The organism is Rhizobacter sp., from assembly GCA_019635355.1.
In the GTDB taxonomy this organism is placed as follows: domain Bacteria; phylum Pseudomonadota; class Gammaproteobacteria; order Burkholderiales; family Burkholderiaceae_C; genus Rhizobacter.
The window spans coordinates 4,967,383-4,987,064 of the sequence record JAHBZQ010000001.1 but is presented as its reverse complement, the minus strand read 5'-3'; the positions used below and the strand labels follow the sequence as shown (position 1 = coordinate 4,987,064).

Annotated in this window: 14 protein-coding genes; 2 read left to right on the top strand and 12 right to left on the bottom strand. The window is 64.4% G+C overall.

All coding sequences use genetic code 11. The annotated features are described in order from the left end of the window. Position 1 precedes the first annotated feature (1 nt). Positions 2 to 694, bottom strand: coding sequence for an SDR family oxidoreductase (locus KF892_23135; protein ID MBX3627923.1), 693 nt, complete (start codon positions 692 to 694; stop codon positions 2 to 4). A gap of 87 nt (positions 695 to 781) precedes the next feature. Here KF892_23135 and KF892_23130 point away from each other — a divergent pair, with 87 nt between their 5' ends. Continuing rightward, complete coding sequence (locus tag KF892_23130; GenBank protein ID MBX3627922.1) at positions 782 to 1,966, top strand: acetyl-CoA C-acyltransferase family protein; 1,185 nt, start codon at positions 782 to 784, stop codon at positions 1,964 to 1,966. 24 nt (positions 1,967 to 1,990) lie between these two features. Here KF892_23130 and KF892_23125 read toward each other — a convergent pair whose 3' ends face one another. Both KF892_23125 and KF892_23120 read right to left on the bottom strand, forming a co-directional pair. After that, a complete protein-coding gene (locus KF892_23125) occupies positions 1,991 to 2,629 on the bottom strand; it encodes a CDP-alcohol phosphatidyltransferase family protein (protein MBX3627921.1) in 639 nt (212 codons plus the stop codon). 114 nt (positions 2,630 to 2,743) lie between these two features. Next, positions 2,744 to 3,817, bottom strand: a complete 1,074-nt coding sequence (locus tag KF892_23120; protein MBX3627920.1) for a TPM domain-containing protein — start codon at positions 3,815 to 3,817, stop codon at positions 2,744 to 2,746. On the opposite strand from KF892_23120, the gene KF892_23115 reads away from it, so the two are divergent. Then, complete coding sequence (locus tag KF892_23115; protein MBX3627919.1) at positions 3,808 to 4,809, top strand: SUMF1/EgtB/PvdO family nonheme iron enzyme; 1,002 nt, start codon at positions 3,808 to 3,810, stop codon at positions 4,807 to 4,809. The genes KF892_23120 and KF892_23115 overlap by 10 nt on opposite strands. Before the next feature lie 58 nt (positions 4,810 to 4,867). Here KF892_23115 and KF892_23110 read toward each other — a convergent pair whose 3' ends face one another. The 9 genes from KF892_23110 to tssB all read right to left on the bottom strand — a co-directional run bounded on the left by KF892_23110 (position 4,868) and on the right by tssB (position 19,674). Next, on the bottom strand, positions 4,868 to 7,633 hold the full coding sequence (locus KF892_23110; protein MBX3627918.1) for a hypothetical protein: 2,766 nt from the start codon (positions 7,631 to 7,633) through the stop codon (positions 4,868 to 4,870). Between the two features lie 32 nt (positions 7,634 to 7,665). Beyond that, positions 7,666 to 10,725 carry a type VI secretion system tip protein VgrG gene (locus tag KF892_23105; protein ID MBX3627917.1) on the bottom strand — a complete coding sequence of 1,020 codons (3,060 nt, stop codon included), beginning with the start codon at positions 10,723 to 10,725 and terminating at the stop codon, positions 7,666 to 7,668. A 133-nt stretch (positions 10,726 to 10,858) separates the two neighbouring features. After that, on the bottom strand, positions 10,859 to 13,573 hold the full coding sequence (gene tssH / locus KF892_23100) for a type VI secretion system ATPase TssH (protein MBX3627916.1): 2,715 nt from the start codon (positions 13,571 to 13,573) through the stop codon (positions 10,859 to 10,861). 46 nt (positions 13,574 to 13,619) lie between these two features. Further along, the gene (tssG, locus tag KF892_23095; protein MBX3627915.1) at positions 13,620 to 14,699 is read right to left on the bottom strand and encodes a type VI secretion system baseplate subunit TssG; all 1,080 of its coding nucleotides are present in this window, start codon (positions 14,697 to 14,699) and stop codon (positions 13,620 to 13,622) included. Then, positions 14,663 to 16,555, bottom strand: a complete 1,893-nt coding sequence (gene tssF, locus KF892_23090) for a type VI secretion system baseplate subunit TssF (protein MBX3627914.1) — start codon at positions 16,553 to 16,555, stop codon at positions 14,663 to 14,665. The genes tssG and tssF overlap by 37 nt, the downstream gene beginning before the upstream one ends. A 26-nt stretch (positions 16,556 to 16,581) precedes the next feature. Then, positions 16,582 to 17,055 carry a type VI secretion system baseplate subunit TssE gene (tssE, locus tag KF892_23085; protein ID MBX3627913.1) on the bottom strand — a complete coding sequence of 158 codons (474 nt, stop codon included), beginning with the start codon at positions 17,053 to 17,055 and terminating at the stop codon, positions 16,582 to 16,584. A 69-nt stretch (positions 17,056 to 17,124) separates the two neighbouring features. Beyond that, positions 17,125 to 17,643 carry a type VI secretion system tube protein Hcp gene (locus KF892_23080; protein ID MBX3627912.1) on the bottom strand — a complete coding sequence of 173 codons (519 nt, stop codon included), beginning with the start codon at positions 17,641 to 17,643 and terminating at the stop codon, positions 17,125 to 17,127. Positions 17,644 to 17,667: 24 nt separating this feature from the next. Continuing rightward, positions 17,668 to 19,155 carry a type VI secretion system contractile sheath large subunit gene (gene tssC, locus KF892_23075; protein ID MBX3627911.1) on the bottom strand — a complete coding sequence of 496 codons (1,488 nt, stop codon included), beginning with the start codon at positions 19,153 to 19,155 and terminating at the stop codon, positions 17,668 to 17,670. A 3-nt stretch (positions 19,156 to 19,158) separates the two neighbouring features. After that, positions 19,159 to 19,674 carry a type VI secretion system contractile sheath small subunit gene (gene tssB / locus KF892_23070; protein MBX3627910.1) on the bottom strand — a complete coding sequence of 172 codons (516 nt, stop codon included), beginning with the start codon at positions 19,672 to 19,674 and terminating at the stop codon, positions 19,159 to 19,161. Between the last annotated feature and the right edge of the window lie 8 nt (positions 19,675 to 19,682).

Sequence of the window (19,682 nt, the reverse complement as noted above, 5' to 3'; positions counted from 1 at the left end):
ATCAGGCACTCCCGAGTTGAACGTGTTGCCCATGCACGGCGGCACCGGCCGGCGTGGCGAGAAAGGCAATGGCCTGCGCGGCCACGTCGAGCGGCACCCAGGCGGAGCGGTCGGCGTCGGGCATGGCAGCGCGGTTCGCCGGTGTGTCGAGCGTGGTGGGGGCCACGCTGTTGACCGCGATGCCTTGCGCCCGCACTTCGTGCGAGAGCGATTCCACCAGCCGCTGCAGCGCGCTCTTGGAGGCAGCGTAGGCGCCCTTCAGGGCCGCGCCTTCGCGGGCCGCGGCCGCCGAGACGGCGACGATGCGGCCTCCGCCCTGGCGCTGCATCACCGGCACCACGGCCTGCGTGAGGGCCACGAACGACCAGGCGTTGAGGTTCATCATGCGGTCCCACGAGGCGCGGGTGATCTGGTGCACACCCTCGCCCATCTCGAAGCCGCCGGCCACGTGCACGAGCGCATCGATGCGGCCGTGGGCCTGCAGCACTTGGGCAATCACCGCGCTCACGCTGTCGGCGGAGGTCACGTCGGCGGCGTGCAGCACCGCACCTGCGGGTGCGCCGAACACGGTGCGCAGGCGCTGCGCGTCATGGTCGAGCAGGCCCAGCTTGTGGCCGGCTGAGAGGAAATGCTGCGCCACCGCCTGGCCCAGCGCACCGGCAGCGCCGGTGATCACGATGCAGCTGTCATTCATGGTCGTTCGATGGGTTGAATGGACGAGCGTGCATTGTCGGTATGTTCACAATGCGGCTTCTCCCCTGTAACCCTATCGAGGCTCAACATGAAAAGAGAAGTCGTGGTCGTGAGCGGTGTGCGCACCGCCATCGGGACGTTTGGCGGCGCGCTGAAAGACGTGACGCCGACGCAGCTGGGCGCCACCGTCACGCGCGAGGCATTGGCCCGCGCGAAGGTCGAAGGCAAGGAAGTGGGCCACGTCGTCTTCGGCCACGTCATCAACACCGAGCCGCGCGACATGTACATGGCGCGCGTGGCCGCCATCGAAGGCGGCATCGGGCAAGACACGCCCGCGCTGACCGTCAACCGCCTCTGCGGCTCGGGCCTGCAGGCGGTGGTCAGCGCGGCGCAAAGCATCCTGCTTGGCGATGCCGAGATCGCGGTGGCAGGCGGTGCCGAATGCATGAGCCGCGGCCCCTATTCGATGCCGCAAGCACGCTTCGGCGCGCGCATGGGCAACGCCACGATGGTCGACATGATGGTCGGCGCGCTGCACGACCCCTTCCACAACGTGCACATGGGCATCACCGCCGAAAACGTGGCCGCCAAGTGGGACATCAGCCGCGGCCAGCAGGATGAAGCGGCACTCGAGAGCCACCGACGCGCGCAGAAGGCCATCGAAGCCGGCTACTTCAAGGAGCAGATCGTTCCCGTGATGCAGGAGAGCCGCAAGGGCCCCGTCACTTTCGACACCGACGAGCATGTGCGCTTCAACGCCAAGCTCGACGACATGGCCAAGCTCAAGCCCGCGTTCAAGAAGGATGGCGGCACGGTGACCGCCGGCAATGCGTCGGGTGTGAACGACGGTGCCGCAGCGCTGGTGCTGATGGAGCGCGCCGAAGCCGAGCGCCGTGGGTGCAAGCCGATGGCGCGGCTGGTGGCCTACGCGCACGCGGGTGTCGACCCGCTGTACATGGGCATCGGCCCAGTGCCGGCCACGCGCAAGGTGCTGGAGAAGGCGGGGCTGAAGGTGTCGGACCTTGACGTCATCGAGGCGAACGAAGCGTTCGCCGCCCAGGCCTGCGCCGTGAGCAAGGACCTCGGCCTCGACCCGGCGAAGGTCAACCCCAACGGCTCAGGCATCTCGCTCGGGCACCCGGTGGGGGCGACTGGCGCGATCATCACCGTGAAGGCGCTGTACGAGCTGCAGCGCACGCAGGGGCGTTATGCGCTGGTGACGATGTGCATTGGTGGTGGGCAGGGCATCGCCGCGATCTTCGAGCGGCTGTAAGCAGACGCGCTGCACGCCCCGAAGTCAAAGCTTGGGGATGTGCAGCGTCTTGCTGACCATGAGCGTGCCGGAGAGCACGTACATCAGCGACAGCGGGTGCAGGACCCACGGGCCGAGCTGCCAAGCGCCTCCCCACAGGTCTTCACCCAGTGCACCCATCCACGCGGCCAACGCCAACACGCCGACCAGCAGCACGCTCGTCGGGATGGGCGTGCCTTCGAAGTAGCGCACCTTCGCATCGTCACCCGACAGCGACTCGGCCGTCACGTTGTAGCGCGCGAGGCGCGAGACGCCGCAGCAGACGAAGTAGACGAGCGCGAGCACATCCCACCCGCCCTGCAGGCCAGCCGCGAAGCCCAGCGCGGCGGGGGCCACACCGAAGGAGACAATGTCGGCAAGCGAATCGAGCTCCCGGCCGAGCGCCGAGTGCGTCTGGCGCCAGCGTGCGATGCGGCCATCGAGCACATCGAACAGCAAGGCCAGTGGTGCCATCACCGCGGCGGCGTAGAACTGCTGCAACGCATGCGAGTTCATGAAGGCCATCGCCAGAAAAACCGATACGGTGCCGCAAGCGGCGTTGCCAAGCGTGACGAAATCGGCGAGGTGGAAGCCGCGCAGCATCGAAAAATGCCGGCGCTCTCGAACGGATTCGGTGTGGGCCATGGTGCTCTCCTCTCGGCTCAATGACGGCTGCGCAGCAGCCTATGCCTCGCAGCGGCTCTGTCTGTCGCCGGAGTGATCCGCGCGTATGTAGGACAACGCCTTCATCGAGCCGCTTTACCAACGATCGGTGGCTCCGCCACCGGCGTAGTCACCCCCGCCTCCGCTTCGGTGGGCCTTGGCATCATCAGATCCGGCCGAGGAGGGAGAGGACATGTCCGTTTCGCGCAGTGGAGGCTCCATGTCCTGACCTGAGCTAGCTTGGCCGGCGGCGACCGTTGGTGACGACTTGCGCCCGAAAAGAATCAGCGACACGACACCCCAGAGGAAGAATGCGCCGAAGAAGAGCGTCAAGCCCAAGAGCGGTTCTACAGAATTCAGGTGATATTGGCGACCGGTGATCACGGCCATCACCGCGGCAACGCAAAGAAAGATGATCGCGATGCCGTGTCCCATCCGGGCAAGTGCCACGCCCATCAGCAGAATGAATGTGGCACCACCCACGATCCCACCAGCCCAGGCAGTCTGGCGCGGATGGGCACTAATGAAGCGCTCCAACTTGCTGGGCGGCTTGCTCACTTGCCCCTTCTCCTCGCTTGCCATCTGGTACAGCAAGGCATCCACGCCTACGTCAATCGCCCCGAGAAGATCACCGTTCTTCAAGGGAGGGATGACGACTTCTGCGAGCACGCGTTTCACCGCAAGATCAGGAAGTGCACCTTCCAGGGCGCGAGACACCTCGACACGCACCTGTCGGTCGTCTCGCGCGACGATCATCAGCACGCCATCGCCAATGCCTTTGCGGCCCAATTTCCAGGTGTTGGCCAAGCGGTTGGCGTAGTCCTCGATCGGCTCGGGCTTGGTGCTCGCCACCACCACCACGGCGACCTGTGCTCCGTAGGTGTCTTCAAACGCGCGGAGCTTGGCCGTGATCGCCTGTTTTTGCGAATCCGCCAGCGCGCCGATTTCGTCGACAACGGGTGCATAGCTCGGCAGTGAAAGGACGTCCTGCGCCGCCAACGATGTGGCAAAGACTGGGAGAAACCCAACTAGCAGCAGGCCTCCGATGCGTGCCGCCACACGAAAAAAACTCAAGCACCGCGAGCGAGCCAGCTGATGCACACGCGCTGCCTCACAGTCCCTCACCAGTTGGTTCCGCGTGTCATTGCCGGGCGCATAAGATGCAATCATCGTTCTTTCTTTCCTTGATGCTCATGCGAATCGCGATCATTGTTGGTGCGCTGGCGGTGGCTTACGCAGCGCCCTTTTGCCGAGCCGAAGCAGTCTCCCCTGCGGCGGCATCTGGGGTCACGACGCCCCAGGTGCGCGCTCTGCTCGACAAGACGCTCAAGAACTTTCGCTTCATCGAAGGTGGGACTTTTCAGATGGGTGACTTCGGCACCATTCACAGCCCTGACAAGTTGCCCTACTCGCCTGCGGCGGACAACAAGCCGCCGCACAAGGTGAGTGTCGACAGCTTCTCGCTGAGTGCCTACAAGACAACCTACGCTGACCATGATGTCTACAGCGCCGCGACCGGCAAGCCTCCGGTCGGCATGGACCGAGTGACGAAGAAGGTTCGCCGCGCCGATGCGGCGGCCGGCTTGGCCTGGCAGGAAGCGCGCGACTATTGCCAATGGTTGGGTCGCCAACTCAAGCTGCCGATGGACCTCCCGACCGAGGCGCAATGGGAGTACGCCGCCCGCAACCGTGGTCAGATGCTGCTGTACGCCACTGACAACGGCAAGATCGAAGGTGGTCGCAACATCTGGAGCCAAGCTCAGATCGAGGCCTACCTCAGCAAGCAAGATCTCGATTTCCCCGGCCCGTCTCTTGCCCTCGGGCAGTTTCCTGCAACACCGCTGGGTCTCCATGACATGGTGACCGACGGCTTCGAGTGGATGGTCGATTGGTACGACCCGAAGTTTTATGCCGCGTCGGTGGAAAAGAACCCCAGCGGCCCCGCAGCAGGTCAGGAAAAGGTGCTGCGCAGCTTCAGCCATCAGGCCGGGGAAGGGTTGGCCGCCGGAGATGGCATGAGCTTCGCTCGCCATCACCGCCATCCCAATCCTCCCAAGGTCAACCCTGTCACCTTCAAGCCTGACCCGGAAACGAACATGACGCCAGACACGGCAGCTCGGTGCGTGGTCAATCACCCATCTCGCGTTTCCGGTGCCCGATAGCGGCGACTCTACAGGCGCCCCTGCACGCAGCAGTTAGTTTGCGCATGACACCTAGCGATCAGCCAACATTCGAGCCAGGATCTCCGAGCATGGCTTCGCCGATTCCGCGGGTGTGAATCTGGCCAAACGCTGAACCACCTCCGTATATCCCGTGTGACACCTGTGCCACGGTGTGGCCTTTCGGGAACAGATCGAGCAGGGCGTTGCGCTTCTTCAGATAGCGGTCGAGGTAAAAGTTCCCTGTCTTGGGTGCTTTGTCCTCGGGGTGTGCCACTGACGCCTGATTCATGGTCGCCATCACTGGAGACAAGTCTGCGAGCGAAATCCCGTTGTTGAGAAAGCGGACCACATCGCCTTCACGCTTGCCGGGATCGGTGACCTTGCTCCCCCGCAAAGACATGTGCTCCATGACGTTGGACCACTCACGCGCCGTCTGCACACCTTCCATGATCTTGCACACGGCCTCCTTGTGATCGGGAAGATAGTGGATCTGCGGATCGAAAAGAGAGCTCTCTTTCGCGGTAGGCAAATCGCGCTGATGGCTGGGTGTGCCATGGCGAGTGATCTGGTACAGCAACATGCCACGCGTTTCCGGGGTCGCGTATACCAGCCAAGGCGGGACGCGGTTGATGTTGTCGACCATCTCGCGGCGAGTCTTTGCCAGTTCCAGCGCATCAATGTAGGTGCGGAAGGCATTGTCGATGTTCGACGCCCATGCCTCGATGGCCTTGGCCTCCGGAGAGCCATGCGCCACGCAAAGTAACAGCAGCCGAGACAGCACCGCAAACGCGGCTTCGGCGAAGTAGACAAGCTTCCTGAAGCCTACGTGCAGAAGCTGGTACGCAACCCATTCAACGAATTGGTCGATCTTGTCAGCATTGACGGTGAAATCGACCGAGCCCTTGGCACCCAAGCCAAAGCACAACTTGGCAGCCACGCGAACGCGGAATTTGCCTTCGGCCATGTAGATATAAAGCTGTGCACCTGCGCCGATGCCGGCATTGCCAGCCAACGTACCGGAGATCTCGGCGAAGCTGACGAAGTCCTTCTGGCGAGGAGGCAACCATTGGATCTTGCCTGCCGGTGTAATGCCTGCCTCCACACCCGCAAAGGCGTCTAGTTCGGCCTTCACCCCGTTGAGGTCCGCAGGCATCTTGGCGTAGGGGCTGTCGGGCTCGAATTTCGGCAGACGGCTCTTGGGATCCATCGCCCCACTCAGACTGTCTTTGCCGTCGTTCTTGATGGCATGCATGACCTGCTTGCCGCCTTCGAGGGTGACACCCACAGTACCGCTCGCCACGACCTTTGCGCCGGCGAATCCATACAACTCGCACTCCAACACGAAGCGCAAGGCACCCAGGTCCTCACCGCCAAAACTCATCATCCAGCCTTTGAGCGATGGCGTGGCCCAACGCGCCGTGGTCTTGCCTTCGCAGAGCACCAGCTTGGCCTGCAGATTGCCTTGCAGCTGAGCCTTCTTCTTTTTCCAGTCGACCTCGCCACTCGCGCCAGCACCGCCCACGAAACGAAGCCACTGCGCCTGCGCATCGACTTCATAGCTCTCGCTCTTGACGAGGGTGTCGGCGTACTCGTTGCCAGCCAAGTCAAGAAGATTGAGCACCTTGGGATCGGTCTTCCACTCCTTGCTCGACTTGATGCTGGTGGTGATCTTTTCGAAAGACTTCTTTAGCGCCTGCACGTCGAGCGATTTCGGCGAGACACTTCCGCTCGCCTTCGTCCCCGCCGGCCCCGAGAACTTGACGGAGAGCTTGTATTCCGTCTTGTTGATGCGCTTGTTCTTCAGCTCAAGGTACTTGTCGGTCTTCAGATAGCGGCGACGAAACCCCATGTCCGTTTCGCCTTTGGTGCCGCTCTTGTTGAACGACTCGAGGGTCACCACCTCCTTCAGGCTGGCGAGCTTCGAAAAGTTCTTGTTGAGCTCCGACTTGACTTTGTCCTCAGCCAACCCTAGAGCCTTCTCAGCTGCAGCGATTTCCGACTTCGTTTGCGATTCGAGGGCCCGGCTCAGATCGAGTTTCGCCAGATGGGCCGCAGCCATGATCTTCTCAAGGCGACCACTCATTTCCTCGAATTCATCGAAGTCGCTCTGCGGAACCATGATGAGCTCGTCATCCGCAGGCGAAATCAGAACAGGCAGGCTCTTCTTGCCAGCCATGTCGACCTGCTTGGCAGGGTCAGGGCCCGTGGTGGCCACGGCTGTTTTGAATGGGAATTCGTAAGTAGGCTGGTCTTGCCCCTTGATCTGCGGCGCCAGCATCTTCGTTTGAACACTGATCTTGCCGCCGGTGTTGGGCAACACGAAGCTGAAGATGGCCTTGCTCGCACAAAAGATGACGCCGGTCTCGCCTTTGCCGTCAGTCGCGCCGGTGATGGGGCTCGACCGATCCAGTTCTCGAGCTACAGCACGCTTGCCGTCTGCATCGAGCGCATGGGCCGTGAACTTGGCACCCGCGATTGGCTTGCGATCGGGGTGCGTGTGGAATCGAATCTTGAAGTACGGCTTGACGCGAAGAATCTTGGTCTTCGCACTCTTGTCAGCCAAATCACCAAGTTCGATCTCGGGCTGATTGTCAGAACCGGCATAGAGGTCGGGCTTGCCCCAGCCTCCTCCGCTCTCGCGCACGGTGAGCACATAAGTACCGGCGCCAGGGGAAGAGGCAAAGACCGCGGTCTCTCCCTGCGAATCAGTGGCACCGGAAGCGACGATCACACCACCTGGCGAAGTAACCTCGTAGTGAACGTTCGCGCAAGGGTGGTCGACGTTGCCGTCTTTGTAGTGAAGCCTGAATTTCCCCGTGGCCATGGCGTGGCGCTCCCTCAGTCCTGCCGGTCCTTTTACGACTGCTCCGAGACGTGGAAGCCTTCGTGCTCTGCGTCCTCAATGAATATGCCGATTCGCTTCGGCCCATCGGTCAACACCTGTTCGGTTCTACCCGAGGCATCAGTCGTACCCGTTCGAGTGGTTCCATCCGGCATCATCATTGCGTAGGCCTTGTTCGCCAGGGGCTTGCCTGAGGCGTCTCGCGCAACAAAGCGCAGGTAGTGCTTCGGGAAAGGGGCGACGCCGAAGTGCAAGCTCGGAACCGACGCGCTTTCGGCAGCCGTCAGCTCTTTCATCGCCGCCTTGAACTGCGCCGGCCCGCTGGTGGTGAACGTGATGCTTCCGCTGGCGATCCGCAAGCTTGCCCCACCCGCTGTCAGCAACACATGCTTGGGCGACCCCATCGTGATCGCGTTGGTCACGCTCGACACGCGCACCGCCCTGTCCGCCGTGAGGTGCAAGGTGTTAGCCTGTGCCTGCACGCTCACATTGCCGCTCGCGGCATGCAGCTGCATGCCGATCTCGGCGTTGGGTTTGTCCTTGTCCTGAGCCTTGCCGTAGGTGAAAAAGGTTAAACCGCATTTCACAGCCAACGCCATATTGCGCTGGCTTTCGAGGTTGATGTCCTGACCTGCGCTCAAGCTCGCGTGGGTGCCGGCGCTCAGCACCGCGTGTGCAGGTGTCGCCGCACCGACGCCGCCCGGTGCGCTGACGAGCAGCTCTGGGCGTGACCAGGCGCTCACGCGGCCTGCACCACCCTTAATGGCAGCGATCTGGGCGTTGCCGTCAGACGAAGCCGCATCGCCGCGGCTGTCGTCGCTTTGAAGGCTCTCGATGCTGGACTGCTGGCCTTTGTGGACCGGCAGATCCTTCGGCTCCGGCTCGCCACTCAGCTTGGCGTTGTGCTTCTGCGCCGTCTCGTTCAGGGTCTGCGTCAGCTCCGCGGCGGACTCCAGCTGCGCCACCGCAGCACGGGCGTCGGCCGGTTGAGCGCCTGCCTGGCTGCCCTGAGCTCGCGCATCGGCACTCAGGTAAAGGCCCGCCCCCGCCCTCACCGCCCCATAGGCGGTAGTGCTGAGGTCGAGCCCATGCCCGCGCTTGGCCAGCCGCTGGTTGTCGTTCTGCTGCAGCAGGTGCCCGATCTGCAGCCAGCTCGAGGCAGTGGTGCTCGACAGCTGCGCTCGCGCCTGGGCCGGCGTGTCATCGAACACCAGTTGGTTGTAGCCCCCGGTGCCGCTCGCACTGGCCTCCAGGCTCTGGCTCTTGAAGCCGGCCAGCACGTGGGGGTGCTGATGCCCTTCCAGCTCGCCCGCTTTCTGGGTGCCAGGGAACCACGCCGCTGCGTTGCCTGTCGCCGTGCCGGCCCCGGCGCTCACCTGGTTGCCCTGCGCATCGGCACTGCCCGCGCCGTTGTAGGCGCTGCCGATCACCACGGGGCGGTCAATGTCGTCTTCGATGAAGCTGACCAGCACCTCCTGGCCCAGGCGCGGAGTGAAATGGCCGCCCCAGTTGGCGCCCGCCCAGGGCTGCGCCACCCGCACCCAGGTGCCGGTGCTGTTGTCACCGGGTGCGTTGCTGCCCGAGGGATGGTCCAGCCGCAGTGCGCTCTGGGTGCCGCGCTGCCAATGGAACTGGATCTTGATGCGGCCGTCGCGATCGGTGTGCACCGGCTCGCCCACGCCCACGACGATGGCCGTCTGCGTTCCGACGACCTTGGGTCGCACGAACGTCAGATCGCCCTGCTCGTTGCGGCACGGCGTGCCGCGCACCGGCAGGCCGGCGTCTTGCGCAAAGAAGCGCGCGAGGTACAGGGGCTCGGCAGTCGCATTGGCCGGGCCTCTGAAGAGGCTGGGCCGCTCGGCGCGCTTGAGCTCCTGCTCGCCCTGCGTTTCACCGAACGCCTGCGGAATCTTGCCGAGGAGGGATTGCAGGCTCGTCGACAGATCGGCGGTGATGTTGTTGCGCGCGCGGTGCTGCACCGTGAGCATGACCCACTGATCGGTGGCCGCCACGCTCGGGTGTTCGGCGAGCGTAAAGGTGGTGCCGCAGGCGGCCTGGCGCAACGCGCCTTCGCCTTGGTACCGACAGGCCGGGGCCTGCACGGCTTCGAGGTGCCGGCGCACCAGGCGCTCGGCCTGGGAGGCTGTCTCGTAGGCGTAGGCGCCTGGCTGGTCGCGCAGTGCCAGGGCCAGGGCCTCGGCAGAGATGCGTTCATCGCCCGCGGCTTCAGCAGCAGGCTGCGAGACGGAGCGATGGTCCCAGCTGGCGGCCGACAGTACCGTGGGCGCCACGCGCCGGGCTTCGTCGAACCGGGTGATGCTGTCTTCCTTGAAACTCGCCGAGGCGCTCTGGGTGTAGCGAACCCGTGATTGCGCGTTGGGCTTGAAGCAGCCGTTGTGGTCGGCAATCACCAGGGTGTGCTGGCCCAGCGTGTCGCCTTCCGAGGCTTCGTGCTCGAACCAGCAGAAGAGCCCTTCCTCGGCCATCAGGCGCTGCACGAACGCGAGGTCGCTCTCGTGGTACTGGATGCACAGGCTGCGGCGGGCGTAGACGCTGGCGTCGGCCAGCTCCCAGCGCCATGCGGGCGCGAGCTTGCCTTGAGCCTGGTAGTCGGCGAAGACCTCATCGAGGATCTCCATCACGGTCTTGTCCTGGAAGACCCAGGCGTCTTGCCGATGCGCGAGCACGCTCAGCCACGGCTCGATGGTGAGCTTGTAGCGTGCCAGACCTCCATCGCTGCCGAGCAGCGCGAAAGCGGTCACGTGGCCGTGGAACGGGCGCAGCGCCGTGAGGCTCTGCCCGGTGAGCAGGTCGATGCGGACGGGTTGGCCGATGAGGTCTTTGAGGCGGAGGTGCGCATTGGTGCTCAGCGCAAGCACGTCGAACTTGAAGCCTGCGGATGGCGTAACGCCAGGCGCACGCGGGCCGATGGTTTCAGTGCCGAGCAGGCGCTCGGCCAGCAGCACGTTGGGGCCGAGCGGCGTGTGCAGCCTCAGCAGCCGCTGGTTCTGGTTGGGCCCCAGGGCCGCCAGCACGGCTTGCACCACGGATTGAACGGCAGACAAGGCAGACATGAGGGAGTTGCGCTACGGACTCTCGGGCACTTATCGCCGGGGGTGAATCATCCCTGCGCCCCACTCGTACAGGCAATCCCTCAGAGGGACGAAGCAACACTCCGGCAGGTAAACATTGGTAACCACCGCACCCTTACTTGACGCTGTACTTGAACTTCCCGTCCTTGCCGGCGCTGACCTTGATGCGGCTGATGGCCTGCCCTTCCGCCATGCGGGCGAGCACGCTCTCGGCGATCTCGGGCAGCAGCGTGCCGTTGAGGATGTGGTCGACCGCGCGGGCGCCGGTGTCGACCTCGGTGCAACGCGCGAGCACCGCGTCGACGAGCCCGTCGTCGTAGTCGAACTGCGCCTTGTGGTTGGTCGACACACGGGTGGCGATGCGGTCGAGCTTGAGGCGGATGATCTGCTCGAGCACGTCGTCGGAGATGGGGTAGTACGGCACCACCTTCATGCGGCCGAGGAACGCCGGCTTGAAGGCCTTGTAGAGCTGCGGGCGCAGGTGCTCGGCCAGGGCGTCGGCATCGGGCAGTTCTTCGGCGGGCTTGTTCAGGCAGGCCTGCATCACGGTCTGCGATCCGACGTTGCTGGTGAGGATGATCACCGCGTTGCGGAAGTCGATCTCGCGGCCCTCGGCGTCGTCCATCACGCCCTTGTCGAAGACCTGGAAGAACATCTCCAGCACGTCGGGGTGGGCCTTCTCCACTTCGTCGAGCAGCACCACGCTGTAAGGGCGACGGCGCACGGCTTCGGTCAGCACGCCGCCTTCGCCGTAGCCCACGTACCCCGGAGGCGAGCCCTTGAGGCCGCTCACGGTGTGCGACTCCTGGTACTCGCTCATGTTGATGGTGATCATGTTGCGCTCGCCGCCGTAGAGCACGTCGGCCAGCGCCAGCGCGGTCTCGGTCTTGCCCACACCCGAGGGGCCAACGAACATGAACACGCCCTTGGGCTTGTTCGGGTCTTCGAGGTTCGCGCGTGCGGTGCGCACACGCTGGGCCACGGCTTCGAGGGCGTGGTCCTGGCCGATGATGCGTTCCTTCAGCGTGGGCAGCAGGCCGAGCACGGTCTTGATCTCGTCCTTGACCATCTTGCCAAGCGGAATGCCCGTCCACGCGGCGACGATCTCGGCCACCACGGTGCCATCGACCTGCATCGGCACCATCGGGCTCTCGCCTTGCAGCTGCTCCAGCTCGGCGAGCTTGGCTTGCAGCGCGGCTTGCTCGGGGGTCGAGGCCTTCGCCGCCTTGGTCGACTTCGCCTTGGGCTTGGGCTCGCCAGCCGCGGCATCGGAGGGCACCGGAGCAGGTGCAGATTCCAGCTGGCTGCGCATCTCGCGGATTTCCGCCACGAGCGCCTTCTCGCGCTCCCAGCGCGACTTGAGCGCGCCAGCCTGGTCGGTGAGTTGCTGGCGCAGGTCGTTCAGCTCGCCCAGGCGCACGGCATGGTCGGCGCCCGCCGCCTGCTCGCGCAGCAGCGCTTCACGTTCCGCGCCGAGGCGCTCGAGCTGGCGCTGGGTGTCTTCGATGATCGACGGCGTGGCGTTCTGGCCCAGCGCCACTTTGGCGCAGGCGGTGTCGAGCACGCTGATCGCCTTGTCGGGCAGCTGGCGGCCACTGATGTAGCGGGCCGAGAGACGCACGGCCTCGGTAATGGCTTCGTCGAAGAGGCGCACGTTGAAGTGCTTCTCCATCAGCGGCGCCATGCCGCGCAGCATGGCGGCAGCGAGCGGCTCGCTGGGCTCTTCGACCTTCACCACCTGAAAGCGGCGGGCGAGCGCCGCATCTTTTTCGAAATACTTCTTGTACTCGCTCCAGGTCGTGGCCGCGACCGTGCGCAACTCGCCGCGGGCGAGCGCGGGCTTGAGCAGGTTGGCCGCGTCGTTCTGGCCGGCCTGGCCGCCGGCGCCGATCATGGTGTGGGCTTCGTCGATGAACAGGATGATGGGGTGCGGGCTCTTCTTCACCTCGTCGATCACGTTCTTCAGGCGGTTCTCGAACTCGCCCTTCACCGATGCGCCGGCCTGCAACAGGCCCATGTCAAGGGTGTGCAACTCCACGCCTTGCAGCGGGGGTGGCACGTCGCCCTGCGCGATGCGCAGCGCGAGCCCCTCCACCACCGCTGTCTTGCCCACACCCGCCTCGCCGGTGAGGATGGGGTTGTTCTGGCGGCGGCGCATCAGGATGTCGATGCACTGGCGGATCTCGGGGTCGCGGCCGATCACCGGGTCGACCTTGCCGTCGCGCGCACGCTGGGTGAGGTTGGTGGTGAACTGATCGAGCGCGGGTGTCTTGCCACCAGGGGCCGCCGCCTGCTCGGCGGCATCGGCTTCGCTGTCGGCTGCCGGTGCATCGGCCGCGCGCACCGACTCGGCCGCTTCCTGCGAGCCTTGGGTCAGCTCGCTCAGCTTGTGCTTGAGTTCGTCGAGCTTGAACTTGACGAAGAGCTTGGAGCCGCGGAACGCCAGCTGGCTCAGGCTCGGCTCGGTCAGCAGCGCAAGCAGCAGGTGCGCCCCGCGGATGCGGCTGGTGTGCGATTCGAGCGAAGCGATCAACCACGCGTGCTCCAGCAGCACGGGCAGGTGTTGAGAAAACACCGGCGTGCGGCCATTGCCCGTCTTGAAGCGGGAGATCTCGTTCTCCAGGTCTCGCTGCAGCTCGGTGGCCGAGATGCCGAAGCGCTTGCACAGGAGCGCCAGGTCGCCTTGCGGGCTCTCGAGCAACGCAAGGAACAGATGCTCGATGTCGACCTCGTAGTTGCCGCGGGCCATGCACAGGCTGGCAGCCCGCTCGGCGGCGCGGCGCGTCGTGTCGTTCAGCTTGGAGATTAGGGTCTTGAGGTTGGTGGACATGGGCAGGGATGACAGCGATGTATGTGATGGTTGTGGCCGTGGCCGCTCAGGCGGCAGCCGCGTGGATGTCGTAGCGCACGTCCGACCGATCGGTGGTGGACGGGCGGGTCTGCAAGTAGGTGTCCCAGCCCAGGCGGCCGGCCAGGGGAGACCGGCCCGAGCCGAGCGAGCTGCTGTGGACCGCGTCGGCACGCAGCACGATCTTGATCTCGTACTCGAGGCTCACGCCGCTCAGCAGCGTGAGCAGCTCACGCAGCGCGGTGGCACCGGGCGCGCCGGGAAGGAAGCGTTGGAACATGCGATGGTCGAGCGGGCCCAGCACGACCCGCACGCGCAGGTCGCGCTGCCACACACGCTCGCCCGACAGCGCGTTGCGCCCCAACTGCCCGCCGCTCAGGCCGAGCACCGTGCGGGCATCGGGTGGCAGCGTGTACCAGCGGCCACAGAACTGCTCGATGCGCACCGCCACCTTGAGGTAGCGCGACAGCAGCTGCTGCAGCTGCTGCGCCGACAGCGTGCGCTGCTGCAAGGCGCCTGCGAAGAAAGCGAGGCCTTCATCGTTCACGCCACCGGCTTCCGGCTTCAACCGATCGTGGAGCGGCGCTTGGCCCAGGCCGGCGAGCGCCAGCACCATCGGGGCGAAGCGGTTGCGGCGGTCGGTTTCGTACTGGAGTTGCAGGCGGCTCTTCTTCCAGGCTTGGTAGAAGAGCGCGAGCACACGGTTGCTGAAGAGGTCGAGAAAGCTTCGCGCGGCGAAGTCCTTCTGGTACAGCTCGCGCTGGGCGATCTGCTCGGTGTAGACATACGGCAGTGCACCGGCCACGCCGAGCAGGCCCATGAAGGCCGGGGTGATGTCGATGCCATCGATCTCGGGCGCTGCGCCGGCCGCCTCGTCTTCCGATTGCTTCCACCGAACTTTCAGCGACTCGATCTCGCTGGCAGGAAACGACAGCGACGACGAGTTGCGAAAGCGCAATTGCGGCGGCAGCAGGTCGGCGCTCGGTCCATGCTGCGCCGTCAGCGTGCGCTCGAGCAGCCTCACCGCCTGGAAAAACTCGAAGCGGTGCGGGTCCTCGAACAGCTGGTCGATCAGACCAGGGCCGTCGCGCCGTTGCGGGGTGGGCATGTGATGAGCGGCTGCCGGGTGCGCGCCGAGATCAGTGTCAGCTTGGTGAAGCTGTTGATGTGCACATACAGCCCGAAGAAGCGGTCGAGCATGCTGGCGAAAAGGTGCAGGCCGGTGCCCACGTAGCTCTCTTCATCGACGACCACCCGCACCTCCGTGCCGCGCACGAAAGTGGCGAAGGGCTCGCCCGTCAGCCACGCGGTGGCCGGCACGAACTCGATCGACGTGACACCGTCGACCTGCCGCCGATTCGCGGCGTCTTGGGGCAGGTCATACAGGCGCAGCATTTCCTTCAAAGCCTCGACACCCCGCCCACTGAGCGACAGGTGGTTGAGCGACAGGTGCGACACCAGCCGCCACAGGCTGCCGCGACCGCGCTCGATACGGTGGGTCGACGTGGGCTTGCGCAGCATGCGGATTTCTCGTGCGACGCTGCCCCCTTCGATGAAGAGATCGCCGCCCGGCGTACCGAAGCTGAGCTGGCTCGGCAGGTCGCGGTTGGTCGCGGTGACCTGAAGCGAGAGTGTGTCGACCTGGGGAGCGGTGGGTTCGAAGTCCACGTCGACGATCGACATCTCGACTTCATAGCCCGGGCTCGCGTCGGCCAGCATCTCGTCGCGCTGCACGTGCCAGTAGCGGCCTGGCGGGCGCTCGCCGAGCTCATCGCCCTCGCCGAGCAGGTCGTCGTGGTACAGCGAGAAGAAGGGGCGGAACTCGTCGACCGACTCGCCGTGCGGCGTCTGCTTGACGCGGAACACGCGATCGACCGAGTAGACCTCGTAGGCAAACGCCTTGCGCGCGTCGACCACCACCGGGTAGCGCGCGGCGGTGTGCGTCACGCGGATGGGATCGGCGTTTTGCTTGAAGAGGTTGACGACCGGCGTGCAGCCGAGCGCAAAACTATCGGCCGAGATGGATTCGAGCAGGCGCGCCTGGTCGGAGTCGCTGCGCAGCCCCGAGAGCACGAGATGCAAGGTGATGCGGCTCGGCCGCGCGGTGACTTCATCGCCGACCGGCAGCAAGCCGGGCACCGACGCCAAGGGCAAGGGCAGGTCGACGAAGTTGAACTTGTCGGGGAATGCGAAGTATTCGGTCAGCAGGCGATAGGCCGGGTGCGAGCGCTCGTCGTAGTCGATCAGCGCTTCGTCGTCACCGAAGCCCACGAGGCTCGGCCGCTCGGACCGGGGGCCCGCCGTCCACGGTCCATGCGGCGTGGCCTGCAGCATCACCGCGACCACCTTCTCGCACAGCGCCTCGCGCAGTGCGCTCACCTGCGACGGCTCGCCGTCGAGGTACACACGCAGCCGCTCGCCCACCACCGCCCAGCTGGCGCGCGGCGAAGTGAGTTCGAGCTGGATCGAGATCACCGACGTGGCCGACGAAGGCACCCGCGTGCCCTCGGGAGCTGCAATCGTGTTGCGATAGCTTGCCGAAGCCACTCGCACCGGTGCCAGCGACAGCGGATAGGCCGTGCGGAACTTGCAGGCCACGCCCCGCACGGCGCGGGTGTTCAGCAAGGTGCCGCGCGGCACGGCAGCCGCGGCGCTCATCTGCCCGGCAGCGGAGCCGAGATCGAACTGCGCAATCGAGCACGACGGAAACGGCCGCAGGTAATGCGGGTAGAGCACGTCGAGCAGCGATTCGGTGACGAGCGGGAAGTCGTCGTCCAAGCGCTTGTGGACGCGTGCTGCGAGCAAGGCAAACGACTGGATCAGCCGCTCGACGTGGGGGTCTTCCGCGATCCCGCTTGCGAGCTGCAGGCGGCCCGCCACCTTGGGGTAACGCGCGGCGAAGCCCTTCACGTCTTCACGCAGGAAGGCGAGTTCTCGTTCGTAGTGCGGGAGAAGTTCGTCCATGCCGAGGTCGGTCTGAAAGCCGGAGCTCAGCGCCCCGAGAGGGCCACGTCGTACTTCTGCGTCATCGGCTGCAGAAAGGCGTCGAAGCTCACCGGCTCATAGGCCGGGTCGAGCACCAGCATGGCTTTCACCGCGAAGTTGAGCAGTTGCAGGTGCTTGTCGGGGTTGTTGAGTTCGACCGACACGTTGCGCAGGCGTGGCTCGTGCCGCTCGATGGTCTGGCTGATCGCCTCGCAGATGGTTTGCTGGTCGAGATGGCTCTCGAAGCTCATGCCGGCGAAATCGCGCAGGCCGAACGTGAGGATGGACGACCTCGCATGCGGGAAGCCGGCGGTCATGTCGGCCTGCACACCAAGACGGCTGTTGAGCAGGGCCTCGAGATCGCGCGCCACGCTCGCCTTCATCTGCTCGATGGTGAGGCCACGCAACAGGTGATCGGCGCCAGACGACGAATGGTCGTCGAACAGGCGCTCGAACAATGACGGGGTAAAGCGCTGCATGGGCATCGCACGCGAACCGGGCGCAAAAAAGGGCGAGCAGTGCTCGCCCTCTTCACACGGCGATTCGCTTTAGGCGAAGGTCGGGGTGTTGTTTTGCAGGTTCCACTGCTTGGTCATCTTGTTGCCTTGGCTGCCATCGACCTTGATTTCGTCGTAGCTCCACTCGATGGCCGAGTACTTCAGGCTGAAGGTCTCGCCCGGCAGGCCTTCGCCGCTGATGACGTTCGCAACCGAAGCAACGATCACGTTCTTCAGCTTGATCGCCCAGTACTTCTTGCGGCTCTGGGTGCCACCTGCGGTGTTGGAGCCGAAGGCGCGGTAGAAGTGGATTTCCACGTCTTTGATCACCGTACCCGAGGAGCAGGCCACGAGCAGCGCCGGCGACGCGAAGTCGATGTCCTTGGTGAAAATCATTTCACCGTGCTCGACACGTTCCGAGGTGTGGCCACCGGCGGTCGACGAGGTCGCCGATTTCGGCTGACGGATCTCGTGGCTGAAGGAAGTGACTTCCACCGTGCCAGCGTGGGTGCTGTCCTTGCTGTCACCCTTGATGCCGCCCGCCTTGAAGTCAACGTAAATGTCTTTCATTTCTTATCCGCTCCTTTTAGATGATCAACCCTTGGCCGATTGCGGAAGCTCCGCAACCAAGCGCAGGGACACTGTCAATTCGTCCAACTGGAAGTGCGGACGAATGAACGACACGGCGCGATAGGTGCCGGGCTTGCCCGGGACCTCCGACACCTCCACACGCGCTTCGCGCAGCGGAAATTGGGCTTTCACGTCCGGCGTTGCCATGTCGTCGGTCGTGATGTATTGCTGGATCCACTTGTTCAGGAAGATCTCGACGTTGTCAGCCGAGGCGAAGCTGCCGATCTTGTCGCGCATCATGGCCTTCAGGTAGTGCGCAATGCGGCACACCGAGAACATGTACTGCAGCTGGGCCGACAACACCGAGTTCGCGTTGGCAGCGGGGCTGTCGTACTTCTTCGGCTTCTGCGCCGACTGGGCGCCGAAGAACGCTGCGTAGTCGGTGTTCTTGCAGTGCACCAGCGGGATGAAACCGAGATCGCTCAGCTCCTTCTCGCGGCGATCGGTGATCGAGATCTCGGTGGGGCACTTGAGGGCCACTTCGCCTTCGTCGGTCTTGAAGGTGTGGGTCGGCAGGTCTTCCACCAGGCCACCACCTTCGACGCCGCGGATCGCTGCGCACCAGCCGTAGGTTTCGAACGCCGCCGTGAGGCGCGCACCGAAGGCGTAGGCGGTGTTGATCCAGAGGTAGCGGCTGTGGTCGGCGCCGGTCACGTCTTCCACGAAGTTGAAGCCTTCGGTTGTGAGGCCATCCTTCGGGTTGAACGGCAGGCGGCCGAGGAAGCGCGGCAGCGTGAGCGCCACGTAGCGGGAGTCTTCGGACTCGCGGAAGGACTTCCACTTGGCGTATTCGACGGTGTCGAACACCTTCGCGAGGTCGCGCGGCTTGCCGAGATCGGTATAGGTCTCGAGGCCGAACAGCTCGGGCGAGGCGGCCGAGATGAACGGCGCATGTGCAGCAGCCGCCACGTGGGCCATCTGCTCGGTGAAATACATGTCTTCGGCTTGGCGGCCGATGTCGAAGTCGCCGATCAGTGCGCCGAACGGTGAGCCACCGAAGGTGCCGAATTCTTCTTCATAGACCTTCTTGAAGAGCGCGCTCTGGTCGAAGTCGATCGCGGTCTTGAAGTCACGCACCAGCTCCTTCTTGGTGGCGTTCAGCACCTTGATCTTGATCTGCTCACCGGTGCTGGTGTGCTTGCACATGTAGTGCAGGCCGCGCCACGAGGATTCGAGCTTCTGGAACTCGGCGGCGTGCATCACCTCGCTGAGCTGGGCCGAGATGAGCTGGTCGAGCTCGGCCACGCGGGCATCGAGTGTGGCAGAGAGGTTCTCCGAGACCACCACCGTGCCTTGCAGCACTTCCTTGACGAGCTCGCCGATGATGTCTTTCGCGCGGGTGTGCTCTGTGCTCGTCTTGGCCACCTTGCTCTGCGAAACGATCTCGTCGAGCAGCCCGGGTGCATCGGCGACCGCGGCCTGCGCCTGGGCTTGTTGTGCTGCTGCGCTCATGGCTTACTCCTGATCCTTGCCGGCTTCCTGACCGAGCTGCTTGAGCTTCTCGGTGTTGCTGAGCACATCGCTCAGCACGTCTTCAAGTTTGTCGTTGCCTGCGAGCTTGTTGCGCAGGTCCGAGAGCTTGGTGCGCGCTTCGAGCAGCTTGCGCAGCGGCTCCACTTGCTGCACCACGGCCTCGGGCGAGAAGTCGTCGAGGGCCTTGAAGTCGAGGTTGACGGCGAACTCGCCACCCTCGGGGCTCAGGCGGTTCTTCACGCGGTAGCTGGCCTTGGGGGCCATGCCTTCCATCACTTCGTCGAAGTTGTCGAGGTCGACATTCACGAACTTGCGGTCGCGCAGCTTGGGCAGCGGCTTGTCGGGGTCTTGCTGGCCGGTGAAGTCGCCGAGCACGCCCATCACGAAGGGAAGTTCCTTGCTCTCGATCGCATCGCCGATCTCGACGTCGTAGGAGAGCTGGACCCGCGGGGGGCGAATGCGTTCAAGACGCTTTTGAACACTGTCTTTCTTGGCCATGTTGTCCT

Excerpts from the sequence above, each read along its gene's own strand:
- KF892_23135 (MBX3627923.1), bottom strand. The coding sequence starts at position 694 with ATGAATGACAGCTGCATCGTGATCACCGGCGCTGCCGGTGCGCTGGGC.
- KF892_23130 (MBX3627922.1), top strand. The coding sequence starts at position 782 with ATGAAAAGAGAAGTCGTGGTCGTGAGCGGTGTGCGCACCGCCATCGGG.
- KF892_23125 (MBX3627921.1), bottom strand. The coding sequence starts at position 2,629 with ATGGCCCACACCGAATCCGTTCGAGAGCGCCGGCATTTTTCGATGCTG.
- KF892_23115 (MBX3627919.1), top strand. The coding sequence starts at position 3,808 with ATGCAATCATCGTTCTTTCTTTCCTTGATGCTCATGCGAATCGCGATC.
- KF892_23120 (MBX3627920.1), bottom strand. The coding sequence starts at position 3,817 with ATGATTGCATCTTATGCGCCCGGCAATGACACGCGGAACCAACTGGTG.
- KF892_23110 (MBX3627918.1), bottom strand. The coding sequence starts at position 7,633 with ATGGCCACGGGGAAATTCAGGCTTCACTACAAAGACGGCAACGTCGAC.
- KF892_23105 (MBX3627917.1), bottom strand. The coding sequence starts at position 10,725 with ATGTCTGCCTTGTCTGCCGTTCAATCCGTGGTGCAAGCCGTGCTGGCG.
- tssH (MBX3627916.1), bottom strand. The coding sequence starts at position 13,573 with ATGTCCACCAACCTCAAGACCCTAATCTCCAAGCTGAACGACACGACG.
- tssG (MBX3627915.1), bottom strand. The coding sequence starts at position 14,699 with ATGCCCACCCCGCAACGGCGCGACGGCCCTGGTCTGATCGACCAGCTG.
- tssF (MBX3627914.1), bottom strand. The coding sequence starts at position 16,555 with ATGGACGAACTTCTCCCGCACTACGAACGAGAACTCGCCTTCCTGCGT.
- tssE (MBX3627913.1), bottom strand. The coding sequence starts at position 17,055 with ATGCAGCGCTTTACCCCGTCATTGTTCGAGCGCCTGTTCGACGACCAT.
- KF892_23080 (MBX3627912.1), bottom strand. The coding sequence starts at position 17,643 with ATGAAAGACATTTACGTTGACTTCAAGGCGGGCGGCATCAAGGGTGAC.
- tssC (MBX3627911.1), bottom strand. The coding sequence starts at position 19,155 with ATGAGCGCAGCAGCACAACAAGCCCAGGCGCAGGCCGCGGTCGCCGAT.
- tssB (MBX3627910.1), bottom strand. The coding sequence starts at position 19,674 with ATGGCCAAGAAAGACAGTGTTCAAAAGCGTCTTGAACGCATTCGCCCC.